This is a genomic window from Solidesulfovibrio sp. DCME, from assembly GCF_049995385.1.
Lineage (GTDB): Bacteria > Desulfobacterota > Desulfovibrionia > Desulfovibrionales > Desulfovibrionaceae > Solidesulfovibrio.
The window spans coordinates 956,948-972,290 of the sequence record NZ_CP188261.1 but is presented as its reverse complement, the minus strand read 5'-3'; the positions used below and the strand labels follow the sequence as shown (position 1 = coordinate 972,290).

The 15,343-nt window shown below is 68.5% G+C and carries 15 protein-coding genes; 7 read left to right on the top strand and 8 right to left on the bottom strand.

Annotated features, from left to right (window positions below; translation table 11 throughout):
- Positions 1–160: 160 nt before the first annotated feature.
- From ACP59X_RS04090 to ACP59X_RS04070, 5 genes are all read left to right on the top strand, one after another.
- The gene (locus tag ACP59X_RS04090; RefSeq protein ID WP_428565338.1) at positions 161–964 is read left to right on the top strand and encodes a universal stress protein; all 804 of its coding nucleotides are present in this window, start codon (positions 161–163) and stop codon (positions 962–964) included.
- A gap of 44 nt (positions 965–1,008) precedes the next feature.
- Positions 1,009–2,052 carry a sulfite exporter TauE/SafE family protein gene (locus ACP59X_RS04085; protein ID WP_428565336.1) on the top strand — a complete coding sequence of 348 codons (1,044 nt, stop codon included), beginning with the start codon at positions 1,009–1,011 and terminating at the stop codon, positions 2,050–2,052.
- Positions 2,053–2,133: 81 nt separating this feature from the next.
- Positions 2,134–3,030, top strand: coding sequence for a universal stress protein (locus ACP59X_RS04080; RefSeq protein WP_428565334.1), 897 nt, complete (start codon positions 2,134–2,136; stop codon positions 3,028–3,030).
- A 22-nt stretch (positions 3,031–3,052) separates the two neighbouring features.
- Complete coding sequence (locus ACP59X_RS04075; RefSeq protein WP_428565332.1) at positions 3,053–3,346, top strand: hypothetical protein; 294 nt, start codon at positions 3,053–3,055, stop codon at positions 3,344–3,346.
- 66 nt (positions 3,347–3,412) lie between these two features.
- A complete protein-coding gene (locus ACP59X_RS04070; protein ID WP_428565330.1) occupies positions 3,413–3,865 on the top strand; it encodes an iron-sulfur cluster assembly scaffold protein in 453 nt (150 codons plus the stop codon).
- 85 nt (positions 3,866–3,950) lie between these two features.
- Here ACP59X_RS04070 and ACP59X_RS04065 read toward each other — a convergent pair whose 3' ends face one another.
- The 8 genes from ACP59X_RS04065 to ACP59X_RS04030 all read right to left on the bottom strand — a co-directional run bounded on the left by ACP59X_RS04065 (position 3,951) and on the right by ACP59X_RS04030 (position 12,381).
- Positions 3,951–4,652 (bottom strand): acid phosphatase, encoded by a 702-nt coding sequence (locus tag ACP59X_RS04065; protein ID WP_428565328.1) that lies wholly within the window; start codon positions 4,650–4,652, stop codon positions 3,951–3,953.
- A gap of 118 nt (positions 4,653–4,770) precedes the next feature.
- Positions 4,771–5,415 (bottom strand): class I SAM-dependent methyltransferase, encoded by a 645-nt coding sequence (locus tag ACP59X_RS04060; protein WP_428565326.1) that lies wholly within the window; start codon positions 5,413–5,415, stop codon positions 4,771–4,773.
- A gap of 135 nt (positions 5,416–5,550) precedes the next feature.
- Complete coding sequence (locus ACP59X_RS04055) at positions 5,551–6,684, bottom strand: class III extradiol ring-cleavage dioxygenase family protein (protein ID WP_428565324.1); 1,134 nt, start codon at positions 6,682–6,684, stop codon at positions 5,551–5,553.
- On the bottom strand, positions 6,681–7,691 hold the full coding sequence (locus ACP59X_RS04050) for a radical SAM protein (protein WP_428565322.1): 1,011 nt from the start codon (positions 7,689–7,691) through the stop codon (positions 6,681–6,683). Before ACP59X_RS04050 ends, ACP59X_RS04055 begins: the two co-directional genes overlap by 4 nt.
- Before the next feature lie 47 nt (positions 7,692–7,738).
- Positions 7,739–8,446: a CbiQ family ECF transporter T component gene (locus tag ACP59X_RS04045; protein ID WP_428565320.1), complete on the bottom strand. Its 708-nt coding sequence runs from the start codon at positions 8,444–8,446 to the stop codon at positions 7,739–7,741.
- Positions 8,443–9,873, bottom strand: coding sequence for an ABC transporter ATP-binding protein (locus ACP59X_RS04040; RefSeq protein WP_428565318.1), 1,431 nt, complete (start codon positions 9,871–9,873; stop codon positions 8,443–8,445). The genes ACP59X_RS04045 and ACP59X_RS04040 overlap by 4 nt, the downstream gene beginning before the upstream one ends.
- The gene (locus tag ACP59X_RS04035) at positions 9,870–10,268 is read right to left on the bottom strand and encodes a hypothetical protein (RefSeq protein ID WP_428565316.1); all 399 of its coding nucleotides are present in this window, start codon (positions 10,266–10,268) and stop codon (positions 9,870–9,872) included. Before ACP59X_RS04035 ends, ACP59X_RS04040 begins: the two co-directional genes overlap by 4 nt.
- A 31-nt stretch (positions 10,269–10,299) precedes the next feature.
- Positions 10,300–12,381, bottom strand: a complete 2,082-nt coding sequence (locus ACP59X_RS04030; RefSeq protein ID WP_428565313.1) for a TonB-dependent receptor — start codon at positions 12,379–12,381, stop codon at positions 10,300–10,302.
- Positions 12,382–12,899: 518 nt separating this feature from the next.
- Here ACP59X_RS04030 and ACP59X_RS04025 point away from each other — a divergent pair.
- Positions 12,900–14,030: an energy transducer TonB gene (locus ACP59X_RS04025; RefSeq protein WP_428565311.1), complete on the top strand. Its 1,131-nt coding sequence runs from the start codon at positions 12,900–12,902 to the stop codon at positions 14,028–14,030.
- 284 nt (positions 14,031–14,314) lie between these two features.
- Positions 14,315–15,007, top strand: coding sequence for a TetR/AcrR family transcriptional regulator (locus ACP59X_RS04020; protein WP_428565309.1), 693 nt, complete (start codon positions 14,315–14,317; stop codon positions 15,005–15,007).
- Positions 15,008–15,343: the final 336 nt, after the last annotated feature.

Sequence of the window (15,343 nt, the reverse complement as noted above, 5' to 3'; positions counted from 1 at the left end):
GGCGCGTTGCAAATCGCAATACTGACTGAGCCGTCAGTCAGTATTGCGATTTTTCCAATTTCTCCAATGAATCGAGCGAACAAGCATCCATTTTCCGCCTGGCATGCAATTTGTTCTGGAAGGCGCCATCGGATCGAAAGCCCCAAAGCGAGGATTCAGGATGTTGGACAAGGCCCTGCCAGACGCCCCCGAGACGATGCCGGCCGGACGCCCCCACCAGGTGCTGGTGGTGATCCGGGGCGGCGCCGCCAGCCCGGCCCTTGGCGAGTACGCCCTGGGCGTGGCCGAGCGGCTGGGGCTCGGGGTGCTGGCGGCCTATGTCGACACCCTGCCCCGCTACGGCGACAGGCTTTCCCGACGCGAACGCTTCGCGGCCGGCGTTGCCGGCGACGCGGCGCGGTTCGGTGACAAGGCGAGACAGCGCGGCATCGGATTCGAGCATGTCACGGCCTCGGGCAAGGCGGCCGAGGCGGTGCTGGCCATCGTGCACGGCGGCCGGCGCATCGATTTCGTGGTGTGCGATCCGGCCATTGGTATTGACGCGGTGGCGAGGCGCTGCCCCGTGCCCGTCTTCGGCCTGGATGTGGCCGGCGGGAAGGGCGAACGCGGCCGCAGCCGCCGGATGACCCAACAGCGAAACCCTGGGAGGCTGACCATGTCCGAGAGAACCCGCAAGCGCAACGTGGCCCGCACCATCGTCTTCGGCGCGGCGGCCGTGGCCCTGTATGCCGCGGTCTTCACCCACTCCGACCTCATCACCAGCCTGTCGGCCAAGGGCGGCTTCTACGCCGTGGTGCCGGTCATCACCGTCTTCCTGTTCTCCTACGTCCACGGCAGCTTCACCGGCGCGTTCTGGTCGGCTCTGGGCATCGAGGCCTCCAAGGGCGCCGGCGCCAGCAAGACGGCCACGGCCGAGGCGACCAAGCGCAAGGACACCCGGGCCACCGCCCAGATCAACGCCTAGAACGACGCGGTCCGCACGCGAGCAACTTTCCGGGAGGAACCGACATGCACGGCGCCGGCGAAATCATCTCGTTTATCGACCTCAATATGTACTCCATCATTTTCCTGTTCCTGGTCGGCTTCATCGGCGGGCTGGTGAGCGGGTTCATCGGCTCCGGCGGAGCCTTCGTCCTGACCCCGGGCATGATGAGCCTGGGCGTTCCCGGCCCGGTGGCCGTGGCCAGCAACATGTGCCACAAGTTCCCCAAGGCCCTGGTCGGCTCCATCAAGCGCTACCGCTACGGCCAGGTGGACATCAAGCTGGGCGTGATCATGGGCCTTTTCGCCGAAATCGGCGTCCAGGTCGGCATCCAGGTCCAGACCAAAATCCTGGAGAAATGGGGCGAAGCCGGCTCCAACCTGTACGTGAGCCTGGCTTTCGTGACCGTGCTGCTCACCGTCGGCAGCTTCGTCATGCGCGACGCCCTGCGCCTGGCCCGCTCCGGCGAGGGCGACAGCAAGCCCACCAACCTGTGCAAGCGCCTGCAAGCCATCGAACTGTGGCCCATGCTCACCTTCAAGCGGGCGAACGTGCGCATCTCCCTGTGGTTCCTCGTCCCGGTGGCCATCGCCACGGGCATGCTGGCCGCGACCATCGCCGTGGGCGGCTTCATCGGCGTGCCCGGCCTCATGTACGTCATCGGCGTCACGAGCATCGTCGCCTCGGCCACGGAACTCGTCATCGCCTTCGTCATGGGCCTTGGCGGCACGCTGATCTGGGCCTACTACGGCATGGTCGACATTCGCCTGACGCTCATCATCCTGGGCGGCTCGCTTTTCGGGGTGCAGCTCGGGGCCATCGGCACCACCTACGTCAAGGAATACATGATCAAGATGGTCATGGCCGTGATCATGCTCATCGTGGCCGTCAGCCGCTTCCTGGCCATGCCCAAGTACCTCAACAAGCTTTCGCTGACGAACTTCGCCGACACCACCGTGTCGGTGCTCACCCAGACCAGCTTCGGGGTCATGGTCGTGGCCCTGCTCATCGGCGCGGGCATCATCCTGGCCTCCATGTACAAGGCCCGCCGCCTGGAGAACCAGGCCTAGTATCCCCTATACAATACGTGCGTATTTTATCCCTACGAGCAAACCCATGCATGTGACGCGAACAGGCGCAGGGACAACGGCATGATCATGCACCGCCCCAAAACCATCGTCGTCGGGCTCGACGGCTCCCCGGCCTCCCGGGGGGCCTTCGAGCAGGCCATGGTCCTGGCCGGTTCGCTGCGGGGCCGGCTGGTGGCCGTGGCCGTGGCCCCGGGCCTCGGCGGCATGGAACGCATCGGCCGCGAGGATGAACGCCGCGAACTGGTGCGGCCCTTTGAAAAGGCCCTGGAAGACGCCGCCGACGCGGCGGCCAAGGCCGGGTTGCCGCTCAAGAAGATCCTCGAACACGGCGAGGCCTACGAACGGCTGGTGGACGTGGCCGAGGCCGAGGAAGCGAGCCTCACGGTCATCGGCGACGCCCGGCGGGCCTACATGGAACGGGTGCTTCTGGGGCGCAGCGTGGCCAAGGTCATCGGCTACAGCCCCTGCGACGTGCTGGTGGTGCCCGAGGGCACGAAGCTCGACTTCCGCCGGGTGGTCACGGCCGTGGACGGCTCGCGCCAGAGCCTGGCCGCCGCCGGCCGGGCCATCGGCCTGTGCGCCGCCTACGCCGGCAACCTCGACGTGCTGGCCGTGGTGGACGTGCCCGTGGACCGCAACCTCATCTACGGCATCTACGAGGACATCAAACGCAAGGCCCTGGTGGCCATCAACGCCGTGGTCAAGACGGCCCAGGCCCGGGACGTGACGGCCCTGGCCACCGTGCTCGAAGGGCCGCCCTACCGGGCCATCGCCGGCTTTGCCGCCGAGATCGGGGCCGGCTGCCTGGTGCTCGGGTCCTACGGCAAAAGCGGCCTGCGGCGGCTGATGCTCGGCAGCGTGGCCGAGCGCGTGCTGGCCCTGGCCCCCTGTCCGGTACTCGTGGTCAAGGCCGGGCCGGGCGATCCCGAGGCCATTGCCGGCGAAATCGAGGCCTAACCCTTTCACCCTGGAGGACGTCATGGATATCCGGCTGGCCTTTACCGAATTCCTGTTCGCTTTTTGCGCCGTGGTGCTGGCCGATCGTGTCTATGGCGTGTTTTCGCGCCTGGGCGCGGCCTTCGGGCTGACCCGGCCCCTGGCCGAGATGGCCGATGCCGTCACGGCCGGCTCGCGCGGCGACTGGTATGTCCATTTCTCCCGCGACGCCATCACCGGCCAACCCACGGCCGTCACCCGCCCCGCCCCCGCGGCCCGGCCGGCCGGGAAAACGCGCCCGGTGCGCGACGCCAGGCCCCGGTTGCACGCCCGGTAGCCCCCGCGTGGAGAAGGACGTTTTCGGAACCCCTCCGTCCATAGCCCCCAAGCCCCAGGAACGACCATGCGCACGGACCTCGAACTCTCCGCCCCCATGACGGCCAAGGACGCCGCCGACCCCAAACGGCGCGCCGCGCTCATCGCCCGCTTCGGCGAAAAGGCCTACCGCCTGTGGTGCGAGGCCAGCCATCCCCAGCACCTCACCGCGCCCACGGCCATCGGCACGGCCGACGACGCCGCCGGCAACCGCGTTTCCATCGCGCTCGGCATCTACGGCGAGACCATCGTGCAGACGGATTTCGACGCCGAGGGCTGTCCGGCCGCGAAGATCGCCGCGGCCACGGCCGCCCACTGGGCCCACGGCAAGGACCTGGCCGAGGCGGCCGCCATGGACGAACAGGCCATCCAGGCCACCCTGGGCGATTTTCCCCGTGACGCCCGGGGCTACGCCCGCCTGGCCGTGGAGGCCGTGCGCGAGGCCGTGGCCCGCTGGAAAGGGGCCTTCACCCGGCGCTGACGGATTCGGCCGGCGTCCGTTGCCAACGCCGCGCCTTTTGGAGCGTATCGCGACCGTGGGCCGGCGCGAACGGCCAAGGCCGGGCTTATTCCCGCTCGGGAAGCCCCAGCGCCCGGCGCACCTCGGCCTTGGCCTCGGCAAAGGCGGCCATGAAGGAGGGATCCTCCAAAAGCACGGCGGCGATCAGCGTGCCGACGATGCGCCCGGCGGCCACATCGCTGGGGAAGTGGACCCCGGCGACCTCGCGGGCGAAACCGTAGGCCTGCCCCCGGGCGTAGAGTTCGCGCTGCCGCTCTGGCACCATGTTGGCCAGGACGATGGAGACGAGGGTGCCGTAGGTGGCATGGCCGCTGGGGTAGGCCGGGCTGTCGGGCGTCTTGATGCACGGCTTGATGGCCGGGTCCACGGCCGCGGGCCGAGCCCGGTTCCAGTACTGCTTGCCGTCGCCGTCCATGGCCTGGGCGGCCTGTTTGAGGGCCTCGAAAAAGGGCGTGGCCCTGGGCAGTTTCTCCGCTACGAACCCCGGCCCCAGCACGTCGGCGAAGCGGAAGGCCGAGCGTTCGGCGTCGGCCCTGACCTGTTCCACCATTTCCGGGGTGCGGGCCTGTTGCAGGGCGAGCAGTTCCCCAAGCTCCGCCCGCTCTTCGGGGGAACCCGGCAAGGGCGGCGGCGGCAGCAGGTGCGTGACGGCCACGGGCCGGCCCAGGGCAAAAGGCAGGTCTCTGGCGCAGGCGGCCGAGGCCGACAGGAGCAGGACAAGGACGACGAGACAGCCTATACGGCGCATGGCTCTCCTCCGCAGATGGTCCGTGACGGCGGGACAAGGCCCGGGCCCCCCATCCTTCCCGAAGACGACCGGTCAGCCTGGCCGTGCCCGGGACCGGAGCCAGGGAGCGCCCCAGGCCTCAGTCCCGGCCGAAAACGACCCAGTGCCCGGCGTCCTCCAGGACGATGACCGCGCCGTGAATGCCGGCGGCGGCCAGGGCCTTGGCGTGGGTTTCGGGTTCGGTGCCGGGCCGGGGCGGCGGCGGGGCGTCGGCGGACCAGCGGCTGTTGCGGGCGGCCATGGCCCGGCAGATGGCCGCCCGCATCTCCGGCGTCCCCAGGCCGCCGCCGAGGATGGCCTTGCCCCGGGGCGAGAGGAGCCGGCGGAGGGCGGCGAAGGCCTTGGCCGGCTCCGCCCAGAACATGAGCGAGCCCCGGCTGACGACCAGATCGACGCTGCCGTCGGCCAGGGGCGGGGCGTGGGCGTCGCCGGCCAGGACGGCGAACCGGCCGGCCAGACCCGCCCCCTGGCCGTTTTGCCCGGCCGCCGCCAGCATGGCCGGCGAGTGGTCGAGCAGCACGGCGAAAAAGGCGCTCTGGGCGGCCACGGCCAGGCCCAGATCCCCGCCGCCGCAGCCCACGTCCAGGCAGACCCCGGAAGTCAGGCCCGACTGGGCCAGGAACCGCCCGGCGTAATACGGATAGAGCGGGGCAAAGACCTCGCGGCTGACGGCCAGGAACCCGTCCACGTCCATGGGGCCGCCCAGGCCCGTCCCTGCGGTCACTGCGCCTCGCCTCCCCGCTTGCCATGTCTCAAAACAACGCCCCCCTCAAATCATAACGGGATTCCAAAGGGCGCCAGCCCTTTGGCCGCCGGAGGCTTCCCCACCAGCCCTCATCCCCTCCCCCGACCGCCGCGCCTACGCCTTGTCCTGCCGATGCACCACGGCCATGACGCCCTGGTTGTAGAGGTTGCGGGCGAAGCATTCGCAGGTCACGTCGCAGCCGGTGAGCACGTGCATGAACATGCTGCGGTTGCCCACGGCGATGCTGCGGCCGGGGATGGCCTCGCCGATGGTGCCGGTGGGGATTTCCGTGAAAAAGCCGGAATAGGGATAGGGTTTGCTGTCGGTGTCGTCCTGATAGTAGCGGTAGCCGCCGTTGTGCTCGAAGAGGCTGTGGGCGCCCTTGCTTAGGGCCAAAAACTGGCCGTCGCCGGGCTCGTAGGCAAACCAGTCCCGGCCGTTGGCGCAGGCGGTGTACGGCAACCGGAAGCCGGCGCAGCCCACCCCTTCCACCAGGGCCAGGGCGACCTTTTGCGTTTCGAGGAGCTTTACGATCGCGGCGCGGATGTCGGTGATCGAAGCCACCGGGCCGAGGTTGGAACTCACCGGCACCACCGGGCTCGGCTGGGGGATCATGTACAGCCGGCGCAGCGACGTGCCCTTGAAAAAATGCCCTTCCCTGGTCACGGCCATGGACTCGGGCAGCCGCTCCTCGTCGCCCGGGCGGCCGTCGAAAAGGGTCAGGATGTCCTGGCGCGACACCACGCGCGCAAGGCCCGGATGGGCGGCCAAAAGCGCCCGGTCGCGGTCGGACAGGCTGTAGAGCCCGGCGTAGTGGGCGCACCAGTTGCTGGACACGGCCAGCCCGTCCAGGCCCTCCAGGTCCACGGGCACGGCCGCGGGCACCAGTTCGCCCGTGCCGACCACGACCACGGTGAAGCCCGATTCGCGGGCGAAGCGCTCCACGGCGGCGAAGGCCCCGTCCAGCCGGGCCTCGCGCTCGGCTGGCGTGAGCGGCGAATAGCGCCAGGAATAATACTGCTCGGAAAAGGACAGGAAGGCGAAGCGCGGGTCGTAGCGGGCGATGAGGTCCAGGGCGGTGTCCGTGACCCAGTCGTTGCTCTGGTTGTCGCGGTCGCCGGGGAAGGGGTGGCGCCCAAGCAGGGCGCCGACCATGTCCACCACCGGTCCCCGGGCCTCCCTGGGCCGGCCGGTGCGCAGGTCCACCACCTGCTGCCACTCCCGGGCGTCGAGTATGGCCAGGCTCATACGGCCGTCTCCTTGGCGGTTGCGGATTCGTGAAAGCCCCGCAGGGCGACGCGGCCGCCGCAGTGGGGGCAGGCATGGCCGATGAGGTGGAAGGCCTCGAGCCGGTCGCCGCCGCAGCCCAGGCTATGGCGCTCGATGACCGCCGCCCCGCAGTGCGGGCAGTGGGTGTTGACCCAGCGCGACCCGATGAAGTTGTGGAAATAGACGTAGCGCAGCTTCTCGCCGACCCCTTCGACCAGGGCGCCCACCGCCTCGATGCTCGGGTAGTCTTCCCGTTGCATCTTGTACTCCGGCAACAGCCGAAAGGCGTGCCAGGGAATGTCCGGGTTCACCCGGGCCAGGAAGGCGGCCATGTCGGCCAGTTCGTGGCTGTTGACGCCCTCGATGACCGGCGTGGTCACCTCCACGTGGGTGAGGCGGGAAAGCGTCTCGATGTTGCGCAGAATCGGCCCGGCCTCGGGCACGCCCAGGTATTGCCGGCAAAATTCCGGGGCCAGGCCCTTTAAGCTCACGTTGACGCAGGAAAAAATGGCGCCCAGGCGGGCCGTGGCCTCGGGCGTGGCGTAGCCGTTGGTCAGGCAGCCCATGACCAGCCCGGCCGCCTCGGCCGCCGCCGCGACCCGCTCCAGGGTCGGCAGCGACACCGTGGGCTCGTTGATGGAAAAGACGATGGCCCGGCAGTCGCGTTTGCGGGCCGCGGCCACCAGCCCCTCGGGGCTGATGTCGAGCAGCACGTCCTGCTGGGCCTCGGGGTCGACCTTGACCACCTCGGCATTGGCGCAATAGCGGCAGTCGAAATTGCAACTGGCCGTGCCGACCACCAGGCAGCGGGCGCCGGGCCAGGCATGGTAGAAGGGAATGGTCTCCATGCGGGCCGTGGCGTGGGCGCACCACTTGTCCGGAAAGCGCTCCTCCACCTGGCCGTTTGGCGCCCAGTACATGCGGCAATAGCCGAAGGCGTCCGGCCCCAGCGGACAGCGCCGCTCGCAGTAGTTGCAACGCACCATGCGTACCTCCTTGGGGGGCGCCATCCCGGCCACGGCCGGGCACGCCGCTACAAGCCCCGGCCCAGGAACCAGACGGCCACGGCCGCGGCCAAAAATAGCGCGTCGCCGAGGCCCAGGGCAAGGCGGGCCGTGCGCACCGGCGGGGCGCCGGAGATGCCCCGCAACTCCAGGGACAGGGCCAGATCCGTGGATCGCCGCATCTGGGCCAGGAAAACCGGCACGAAAAGCGGCAGGAAATTTTTCGGGTTGCGCAGCCGCTTCGGGTCGAACCCCCGGCAGCGCTGCACTTCCACCACATGGCCGGCCAGGGAAAAGATGCTCGGCAAAAGCGTCACCAGGGTAGAGAAAAAAAGCACCACCTTGCCCGGCAAGCGCAAGGCCCGCAGCGACAGGAGCAGATCGGAAAAGGTCGTCCACTTGACGACCAGGATGTCGGCCAACAGCATGACCAGAAGGCGCAGCTCGAAGACGGACAGCCAGGCCAGGCCCAGCCGGACGCCCTCGCGCCAGCCGCCGGCCTTTTCCACGGCGCCGAGCACAAAAAGCGCCAGCAGCGTGGGCAGCGAGGCCAGGCAGACGCCCAGGGCCAGCCAGACCATCTTGTCGAAAGTGCGCGAGGCGGCCAGCAAGCCGCAAAGCAGGAGGATGAGGCCAACCAGGATGCGCCAGTCCTCGCAATAGAAGGCATAGGCGCTCACCGACACGGCAAAGGCGCACTTGGCGGCGGCGCTCCCCCGGCGCAAGGCGGCGATCACGCGGCCAGCCTCGGGTTGGGCCGATCGGCGACGATGCGGCCGTTTTCCAGGGTCACCCAGCGGGTGGCGGCCATGGCCGCGAAAGCCTCCTCGTGGGTGGCAAACACGATGGCCTTGCCCTGGCCGGCCAGGCTGCGGACCATGGCGGCCATGGCCGTCATGTTGGCGCCGTCAAGGCCGGTGGTGGGCTCGTCCAGGCACAATACGGCCGGCTCGGCCACCAGGATCGCGGCCAGGCACAGGCGGCGCTTTTCCCCGAAGCTCAGGGAGAAAGGCGCCCGCTCCAGCATGCCGCCAAGCCCCAGGGAGGCCAGGACCTCCCGGCAGCGTGCGTTTCGCGCTTCACGCGGCGTGCCCAGGTTGTCCAGCCAGTAGCCGCATTCGGCTTCCACGGTGTGGGCGAAAATCTGCTCCTCGGGATTTTGGAACATGAGCCCCACGTCGCGCCCGGCGGCAAGCCCCGGGGCCAGGTCCAGGCGGCCGGCGCCGGGCTTGGCCAGGCCCTTGATCAGGCGCAGCAGCGTGGACTTGCCGGCGCCGTTGCGCCCGAGCAAGGCCACGGACTCGCCCGGGCGCAGGCGCAGATCGACACCGCCCAGCACCGGGGTGTCCCGGCCGTAGCCGAAGGCCACCTCCCGGATATCCACCAGCGGCGCCGCGCCGTCGCCGTTCGCCGGCACGGCGAAGGGCGGCAGGCCCAGGCCGGTGGGGACCGGCGAGGCGGGCAGGCCGTCCCAAGGGCCGCCCCAGGGGCCGCCCCAGGGACCATCAAAGACGAGCCGGCCATCGCGCAGGGCCAGCACGCGCTCGGCAAAGCCGGCCAGCCGCTCCAGGTCGTGCTCGATGACCAGGACGATCCAGCCATGGCAGCGGCACAGCTGGCCGAGATGGTCGAACAGGCGGTCGGCGGCGGCGCTGTCGAGGTAGCTCGTGGGCTCGTCGAGGAGCAGCACCCGGGGCTGCATGGCCAGCATGGACAGCACGGCCGTGAGCTGCTTCTGGCCCAGCGACAGCGTGGCCAGGCTCGCCTCGACGCGGTCGGCGAAGCCGTAGCGGGCGAGCAGCGGCACGGCCGTGTCCCGGCAGCGGGCCTCGTCCTCGCCCCGAGCCCGCAAGGCCAGGGCCAGTTCCTCGTAGACGGTGCGGCAGAAAAGCTGGGCCTCGGGGTTTTGGCCCACCAGTCCCGCGAAGCCGTCCGGGGCGCCCTCGGAAGCATCGACGCCGCCAAGGGTCAGCCGGCCCGAGGTCTCCCCGGCCAGGGCCAGCCGGTGCGCCCCGCACAGATGGTAGCCGAGCGTCGATTTGCCCGAGCCCGACGGCCCGACGATGCCCACCCGCTCGCCCGGGGCGATGCGCAGGCTCACGCCGTCCAGGGTGGGGCTGTCCGAGCCGGCCGGGGTGAAGCGGATGTTTTCCAGTTCGATCATGGCAGGCGCAACATGGCCACGATCTGCAGGTTGCGGATGCGCTGCCACACGAGCAGGGCCAGGTAGACGCCGAAGCCGTTGATGAGCAGCGAGGTCACGAGCGAGATGCCGAAGAGCACCTGGGCGGCCGTGGCCCAGGGCATGCCCATGGCCACCCGCACGCCCATGGCCGCGACCGGCCCGAGCAGGCCGCCGACGAGGATGGCCACGTAGGCCCGGCCCAGGGGCATGGGACGACGCAGCAGGGAAAACAGCGCGTCGAAGGCCACGCCCTGGACCAGGGCCGGGACGAGTTTCATGAAGCCGGGCTGGCCGCCGGCCGCGGGCATAAACGCCGCGGCCAAAAGGCCCCAGGCCAGTTCGTAGGCGCACAGCGTGCCGAAGCGGTCGAGCATGAGGCGGACATCGACCCCGCCGGATGGCGTGCTAGAACTTGGCGGACAGCTCCAGGTAGACGGTGCGGCCGACGTTTAAGGAATTGGGGTTGTGGTAGTCGACGTACTGGTGGTCGAGGATGTTCTCGCCGGCCAGGGATACGGTGAGTTTCTCGCCGTAGGTGCCGAGGAAATCCAGGTTACGCCAGACCTTGGCGTTGAGCAGGGCGTGGGGCGGGATGATGTTGGCGTTGGTGTTGAGGTCGTCGCTGTACATCAGCCCCGTGTACTGCACGCCGACCTTGCTGTTGACGTACTTATTGAGCCAGGTGAAGCCGGTATTGAAGGAGTTCTGCGGTACGTAGGGCAAGAGCTTGCCCACGAGGTCGGGCCGGCCGGGGAAATCGGCCACCCGGGAGTCGTTGAAGGTGTAGTTGGCAAAAAGCGTGAACTTTTTGAGCAAATCGATGTCCATGAACTTGAAGGGCTCGTATTCGCCGTTGAGTTCCGCGCCCCAGATCTGCACCTGGCCGATGTTCTGCTTCTGGAAGATGCCCGAGGACACGGTGACGTAGGACTGGAAGTCGCGGCCCACGGAGAAGTAGCCCGAGCCGGAGAAGCGCAGGTTGCCGAGCGGCTCGTAGTCCGCGCCGACTTCGTAGGAATCGAGCTTTTCCGGGCCAAGGGACGGGTTGGAGATCTTGGAGCCGCCCTTCATCTTGCCCGAGCGGTACATGTCGTCGAGCAGCGGCGCCCGGAAGGCGTGGCCGTAGGACAGGTAGGCGCTCAGATTCTCCAGGAAGAAGTACTTGACCGAGGCGCGGGGGCTCCAGTCGTCCCAGTTGTGGTCCGGGTAGTACTCCGTATACTTGCTCAAATTCGAGATGTTGGTGTCGTAGTGGCCGTCGAAGGTGGTGGCGTTGTCGTAGCGCAGGCCGGCCAGGAAGATGAGCCGGTCGTCGAGGAACTTGAGCTGGTCCTGGGCGAAGACGCCGTAGCTTCTGATCTTGCCGTAGTCCGTGGCGAAGTTGGTGTTGGTGCGGTAGTAGTCCGTGCCGTCCATGATGCCCAGGCTCGTGTCGAAGCCCACGGTGAAGGTGTTGGGGCCCCAGCCCTTGGACAGGTTGGACAGCAGGCCGTACTGCTTGCGGTTCACCTTGGAGTCGATGCGGGAGTAGGTGGAGATGTCGGTGGTGTCCGACCAGGATTCGTTGGTGCGGCCGTAGTTGATGTTGGTGAAGTAGGCGTTGAGCATCACCGACCAGCCTTCCCAGGCGCCGGTGAATTTCCCCTGCCAGGCGTCGGTGTCGTACTCGCGGTGCACGCCGTCGTAGGCGAAGTACTGCGTGCCCTCGCCGGCCCGTTGGGAATCGCGGGTATACTGGAATTCCAGGTTGTTGTTCTCGTTGATGTCCCAGCCGACCTTGGCGTTGACGGTCCCTTCCCGGATAAACGAATCGACGGACCAGACGGTCTGCTCGTCGCTGGGCGTGGCCATGTAGCCGGGCGAGGTGTGGTAGAGGCCGGAGACGCGGGCGTAGAGGGCTTTCGGCTCCTCGGAGGTGCGCACCGCGGCCACGCCGCGCAGCTTCCAGTCCTCGAAGGTGCCGTAGCTGGCCGAGGCCATGCCGGAGACCATCTTGGTGGGCTTTTCGGTGATGATGTTGATGACGCCGCCCATGGCGTTGTTGCCGTAGATGGAGGCGGCCGGGCCTTTGAGGATCTCGATGCGCTTGACGTCTTCGAGGTTGATGCGGTTCCAGTTGACGTCGCCCATGTCCGAGGTGTTTTGCGGCACGCCGTCGATGAGCACCAGGGTGCGGCCCTGTTCGTTGCCAAGGCCACGCAGCGACACCACGGACTTGAAGCTGTAGATGCCGCTTGGGCGCTCGACGTGGGCGCCGGAGATGTAGGACAGGGCCTCGTCCACGGTCTGGACGGGCAGGTCCTTGAGTTCCTGGCGGGTGATGACCGCGACCCGCCCGGGCACTTCCTTCAGTGGTTGTTCGGTCCGGGTCGCCGTGACCACCATGTCGTCCAGGCTGGCGGAAACCTCTTCCGGCGCGGCCTGCCCGGCAGCCAGCGCCGGCGCCAGACAGCAACAAACGACCAAGAGTGAAACCAAACGCTTCATACCCTCTCCTCCATGAAGCTTTTCCCCGAGCGGTTTGCGATTGCCTTCCCTTGTCACGCCTGCGGCCCGGCCTCCCGCGTCCCCCCGGACGGAGGCCGGCCGCCTTGGGCCGGCTGGGCGCCCTCCCCGGCGCGGCAACGGCTTTGGCGGCCGTCAGGCCGTCCGTGCCACTGCCCGCCGTGGGCCTCGCCCGCCGGCCCGGCCGTTGCCGCCGGCAACGGACCATGCCAACAGCCTGCCGGCTCTGCCCGCAGCCTTCCATACAGCCAGCACTGTCACGAATAATATATTCAAGATGACAGCGGGCGTACCGAATGGATCATGCGGAACACTGCATGCACCATACACGCAATACGCGAAGCTTTAGCCGGATTGTGCCTAGGAACACCTTGACACGGACCGCTTACTAGATGAAAAATCAAATCATAGCAAGCGTTCACGCTTCATAAATAAGCGTGATTCCTGCGGACAGAGCGTCCTTTTCGTATCAAAAGTCGCCACACTGTTTCGTGCAGCTTATGAACTATCACGCGAGCCAAATCCTCACGGACCTCGACCGGGACTGGGACGGCTTCGATGCCGGCCCGCCCCTGTGCGGGCAGTGCCACCTGGCCGAGTTGGCGGCCGCGGGCGAGGGCCTGTTCGAGGCCGCCGGCCCGTCGCCCCGACACGGCGCCGACCAGGGCCTGCGGGCCAAGCCCTGGTTTTGGGTCGCCACCTCGGCACTGCTGCACACCGTGCTCGTTCTGACCGTGGCTCGGGCCGGGCTGTTTTCCCCGGCCGACCCCGAGCCGCCGCAGGAAGTGGTGATGGAGCTGGCCTTGGGGAGCCTGGCCGGGCCGGGCGGCGCCGGGGGGGACGGCCAATTGCCGGGCGGCGGCGACGGCCGGCCGGCCGCGGCCGCCGCCGAGCCGGCCCGGGCGCCGGCGGAACCGGCGGACGCGCCGGTCGAACCGGCCCAGCCCGAACCGGCCGCCGCCGAGCCGCAGGAACAGTTCGAGCCCGCGCCCCAGGAACGCGCCGCTGTCCCCGTTCCCGAGGAAAAACCGGCCACCGCCGCGCCCGAGCCCCAACCGGACCCCAGGTCGGAACCCAAGCCCGAGCCCAAGCCGGAGCCCAAACCCAAACCCGAGCCCAAGCCCAAGCCGGCGCCCAAGGCCGCCCGGCCGGCCAAGGCCACCCCGCCCGTCCAGACGGCCCAGGCCGCCGGGCCACCCGGAGACGGCGCTGCCAGCCTGGCCCAGGCCGGGGCGATCGGCGGCACCGGCCCGGCCAGCCCCGGCCAGGGCCAGGGGCCGGGCAACGGCCCCGGGCCGGGCGGCACCGGCGGCGACGGCCCCGGCGGCGGGGGCGGCGGCGAATACGTGGGCGCCTTCGGCCAGGGCAATGGCCCGACCTTCCGGCATCGCTCCCTGCCCCACTACCCGAGCGAAGCCAAGCGGGGGAACCTGGAAGGCAAGGTCGTGCTGCGGCTTCTGATCGACGCCGAGGGGGAGTTGCGCAAGGCCGAGGTGGTGGAGCACTCGGGCCTCGATTTCGTGGAAGAGGCCCTGCGGGCCATCCGCGCCTCGAGTTTTTTCCCGGCCAAACGCGACGGCCGGCCCGTGGCCAGCCGGGCCACGCTGGCCATCCGGTTCAAGCTCGAATAGCGCCCGCGCCCATCCGGTCGTGCGGCAACGGTGCGCCGCCCCCTTCCCGGAGCCGGCCCGATGCCCGCCCCGGGCCAGCCATCAGGCCTTGCCGTACCAGGCTTGGTGTACCACGGCTTGCCCGTGCCGACACGGACCTGTACCGAAGCCTGCCGTACCAAGGCTTGCCATCGCCCCGTGACTTCTTTAGCCTTGCTCGCCAGTCGGCCGGTCACGACGCCCCTGCCACGCAACAAGCCGGAATCGACGAACGGTTCCCGGGCCATTCCCGACAGACCCACGCCATGAAGACGCAAAAACCTTCCCGCACCGGGAAAATGAACCCGATCCTCGACCATGGCCGCCGCACGGTCATCGACTTCACCTCGCCCACCGTGGGCCGCATCCTGGACGCAGCCGAATCCCTGTTCGCCGAAAACTGCTTCGCCGGAACCCGGGTAGACGACATCGCCGCCATGGCCGGAGTCAACAAGGCCACGCTCTATTATCACATCGGCGGCAAGGAAAAGATCTACGAGGTCGTGCTCTACCGGCATATCAAAACCTTCGCCGACGTTCTGGAAAAACGGCTCGAAGGCCACGACGACCCCGTCGAGGGGCTCTTGGAGATCGTGCGCCATCACGCCGAGGCCGCCATCGCCGACGACCGGGCGTCCCGGACCGTGGCCCATGAACTGGCCGGCGGGTCGCCCCGGATGACCCCGGCCATCGTGGCCGAGTATGCCCGCGTCTACGCGGCCACGGTCCGCGTCATGACCGCCGGCGCGGCTTCTGGGCGCCTGCGGCGGATCAATCCGTCCCTGGCGCACCTCCTGCTCGCCGGGCCGCTTTTCATCAGCGCCATCAATCGCCCCTCCCGGCCGCTGCTCTTTGGCCATGAATTGCTCAAGGGCCAGGTCAAGCCCTCCCTGGAGGCGTTGGCCGCGTTTTTGGAGCAGGTTGTCCGGGACTTCCTGGCCCTGCCCCCAGAGGGCTGAGCCGTTTTATCCCGCCGCCTTGATCGCCTTTTTCCCCAGGATGTGTCGATAATTGCTCGGACTTCTGCTATTCCTCATAGCAGGAGGAACGCAATGGAACGGCGACATGCCCTCACTTGTCGTTAGCATGTGGTGACAAGAGCGCTTTGACTCGGATACATGTCGCCAAAACCCCATGGCCAAGGCCTCCCACCCCGGCGCTGGCGCCCTCTGGGGCCAGGGCCCGCCGGTTGCGCCCCGGGGGCGGTTGTGTCTCGCACGCGCGGCGTTTGCGTGCTCCCCGGTTGCCCCGCTTGACACTAACCATCCGGTTAGTGTTATTTGGAAAGCATCGTT

What these genes read in the sequence shown, in the direction of transcription:
- ACP59X_RS04090 (WP_428565338.1), top strand. Translation starts at nt 161, where the DNA reads ATGTTGGACAAGGCCCTGCCAGACGCCCCCGAGACGATGCCGGCCGGA.
- ACP59X_RS04085 (WP_428565336.1), top strand. Translation starts at nt 1,009, where the DNA reads ATGCACGGCGCCGGCGAAATCATCTCGTTTATCGACCTCAATATGTAC.
- ACP59X_RS04080 (WP_428565334.1), top strand. Translation starts at nt 2,134, where the DNA reads ATGATCATGCACCGCCCCAAAACCATCGTCGTCGGGCTCGACGGCTCC.
- ACP59X_RS04075 (WP_428565332.1), top strand. Translation starts at nt 3,053, where the DNA reads ATGGATATCCGGCTGGCCTTTACCGAATTCCTGTTCGCTTTTTGCGCC.
- ACP59X_RS04070 (WP_428565330.1), top strand. Translation starts at nt 3,413, where the DNA reads ATGCGCACGGACCTCGAACTCTCCGCCCCCATGACGGCCAAGGACGCC.
- ACP59X_RS04065 (WP_428565328.1), bottom strand. Translation starts at nt 4,652, where the DNA reads ATGCGCCGTATAGGCTGTCTCGTCGTCCTTGTCCTGCTCCTGTCGGCC.
- ACP59X_RS04055 (WP_428565324.1), bottom strand. Translation starts at nt 6,684, where the DNA reads ATGAGCCTGGCCATACTCGACGCCCGGGAGTGGCAGCAGGTGGTGGAC.
- ACP59X_RS04050 (WP_428565322.1), bottom strand. Translation starts at nt 7,691, where the DNA reads ATGGTGCGTTGCAACTACTGCGAGCGGCGCTGTCCGCTGGGGCCGGAC.
- ACP59X_RS04040 (WP_428565318.1), bottom strand. Translation starts at nt 9,873, where the DNA reads ATGATCGAACTGGAAAACATCCGCTTCACCCCGGCCGGCTCGGACAGC.
- ACP59X_RS04035 (WP_428565316.1), bottom strand. Translation starts at nt 10,268, where the DNA reads ATGCTCGACCGCTTCGGCACGCTGTGCGCCTACGAACTGGCCTGGGGC.
- ACP59X_RS04030 (WP_428565313.1), bottom strand. Translation starts at nt 12,381, where the DNA reads ATGAAGCGTTTGGTTTCACTCTTGGTCGTTTGTTGCTGTCTGGCGCCG.
- ACP59X_RS04025 (WP_428565311.1), top strand. Translation starts at nt 12,900, where the DNA reads ATGAACTATCACGCGAGCCAAATCCTCACGGACCTCGACCGGGACTGG.
- ACP59X_RS04020 (WP_428565309.1), top strand. Translation starts at nt 14,315, where the DNA reads ATGAAGACGCAAAAACCTTCCCGCACCGGGAAAATGAACCCGATCCTC.